Origin of the sequence: Microcoleus sp. Pol12B5 (genome assembly GCF_036701335.1) — a bacterium.
GTDB lineage: Bacteria > Cyanobacteriota > Cyanobacteriia > Cyanobacteriales > Microcoleaceae > Microcoleus.
Window position 1 is genome coordinate 1 of sequence record NZ_JAUBQQ010000148.1, and the last position, 2,343, is coordinate 2,343.

At 47.9% G+C, this 2,343-nt stretch carries 2 protein-coding genes; one reads left to right on the plus strand and one right to left on the minus strand.

Annotated elements, in window-relative coordinates; translation table 11 throughout:
* Nucleotides 1-401: 401 nt before the first annotated feature.
* A complete protein-coding gene (locus QUA24_RS27040) occupies nucleotides 402-2,102 on the plus strand; it encodes an ABC-F family ATP-binding cassette domain-containing protein (protein WP_333233492.1) in 1,701 nt (566 codons plus the stop codon).
* A gap of 79 nt (nucleotides 2,103-2,181) precedes the next feature.
* Here the strand turns inward: QUA24_RS27040 and QUA24_RS27045 are convergent.
* Nucleotides 2,182-2,343: fructosamine kinase family protein (locus QUA24_RS27045; protein WP_333233494.1), on the minus strand; the 162-nt coding region annotated here is incomplete at its 5' end.

A 2,343-nucleotide genomic window follows, 5' to 3' on the forward strand; every position in this document is an offset into this window, starting at 1 on the left:
TTACGGATATGGGTTGATTTACATTCTGGGCAGTGCATAAATTATCCCTCCTGTTCATACTCTAACTCAGCAACGCCCACTATTATAATGTGCAGAAGTCTCAACCATTATGCGAGAAATTCAATCTGAAACAACACGATCGCCCGTTAGCGAAGCCCTCGAAGAGGATCGCCCCACCCAAATAGTCCTGAACCCACATCGAGGCCAGAAACCCGGTTTCTTCCTATATCTCTAGCCCAGAATCTGCGATTTTTCCGAGAAACCCGGTTTCTTCGCGTAACTCCTACCAAATCAAAATCTGGCAATACGCTAAATATAATTAAAATTTGTTAAGATTAACTCGACCTCAGCGCCGGCATCCCATCCGCCGCTAAACCAGCCCTTCCCCAGTCCCCACAACAATGCTGCGACTCGAACACATCAGTAAAATTTACCCCACAGGCGTCGTACTCAAAGATGTCACCTGGGAAGTCAAGCCAGGCGATCGCATCGGCTTAGTAGGCGTTAACGGTGCCGGCAAATCCACCCAACTCAAAATCATCGCCGGCGAAATCGAACCCACCGCAGGCGAAGTCATTCGCCCCGCCAGCCTCCACATCGCCTACCTCTCCCAAGAATTTGAAGTAGATCCGACTCGCACCGTCAGAGAAGAATTTTGGCGCGCCTTCAGCGAAGCCAACGATGTCCACGAATCCCTGATGCAAGTGCATCGAGACTTGGAAACCTCCACCCCAGAAAATCTCGACGAACTGATCCACAAAATGGATCGCCTGCAACGGCAATTTGAAGGCTTAAACGGCTACGGTTTAGAAGCCCAAATCGAGAAAATTCTGCCCGAAATCGGATTTGAACCCGAAGACGGCGATCGATTAGTCAGCGCCTTCAGCGGCGGCTGGCAAATGCGGATGAGTTTGGGCAAAATTCTGCTGCAAAAACCCGACATCCTGCTACTAGACGAACCTACCAACCACCTCGACTTAGAAACGATCGAATGGCTGGAAGTTTACCTGAAAGGGCTGATAACCCCGATGGTAATCGTATCCCATGACCGGGAATTTCTCGATCGGCTCTGCACCCAAATCGTCGAAACCGAGCGCGGCGTTTCCAGCACCTACCTCGGCAACTACTCCTCCTACCTGCTGCAAAAAGCAGAAGCCAGAGAAGCCCAACTCAGCGCTTACGAAAGCCAGCAAAAAGAACTCGAAAAACAGCAAGCATTCGTAGAAAAATTCCGGGCCAGCGCCACTCGCAGCACCCAAGCCAAAAGCCGTGAGAAACAGTTAGACAAAATCGAACGCATCGAAGCACCCACCGGCGGATTAAAAACTTTGCATTTCCGCTTTCCCCCCGCACCCCGCAGCGGCCGCGAAGTAGCAATAATTGAAGATTTGGTGCACGCCTACGGCGAAAAAATCCTATTTTTGGGAGCCGACTTATTAATTGAAAGGGGCGATCGCATAGCCTTTCTCGGCCCCAACGGCGCGGGCAAATCAACCCTGCTGCGGATGATTATGGGCTTGGAAAAGCCGACTGAAGGTACGGTCAAATTGGGAGGCCACAACGTCATCCCCGGTTACTTTGAACAGAATCAGGCAGAAGCCTTAGATTTGAATAAAACCGTGATGCAAACGATTCACGACGAAGTTCCAGACTGGAAAAATGAAGAAGTTCGGACTTTGTTGGGCCGTTTCTTATTTACGGGCGAAACAGTATTCAAACAGGTTGGCGCTTTAAGCGGCGGCGAAAAAGCCCGCCTAGCTTTGGCAAAAATGCTGTTGACTCCCGTGAATTTGCTGATTTTGGACGAACCGACAAATCACCTCGACATTCCGGCGAAAGAGATGATGGAAGAGGCGATTCAGAATTATGACGGTACCGTAATTATCGTTTCGCACGATCGCTATTTCATCTCCCAAGTTGCCAACAAAATAGTCGAAATCCGGGATGGAGAGTTTCGCACTTATTTGGGAGACTACCACTACTATCTGGATAAAATAGCCGAAGAAAAAGAGCTAGCAAAAATCGCAAAACTTGAAGCAGAAAAAGCGGCTAAAAAAGCAGAAAAAGAAGCGAAGAAAAAAGCAACAGCTAAGCAAAAATAAAGCGGCAACGGTCGCAGATAAACCTTATATCTTCGTTTATCTGCGTTCATCTGCGGTTAGAAATAAAAAATCCCTATTTCTAACCCAAGGCTCTATTAATCATCTGATTCGCCTGCAACTCATAACTCCCACCAAACAAATTAAAATGATTTAAAATGTGATATAGATTATAAAGAGTTTTGCGTTCTTCATACCCTGAATCCAAAGGCCAAACCTGATTGTATCCCCGGTAAAACTGCGC

Excerpts from the sequence above, each read along its gene's own strand:
- QUA24_RS27040 (WP_333233492.1), top strand. The coding sequence starts at position 402 with ATGCTGCGACTCGAACACATCAGTAAAATTTACCCCACAGGCGTCGTA.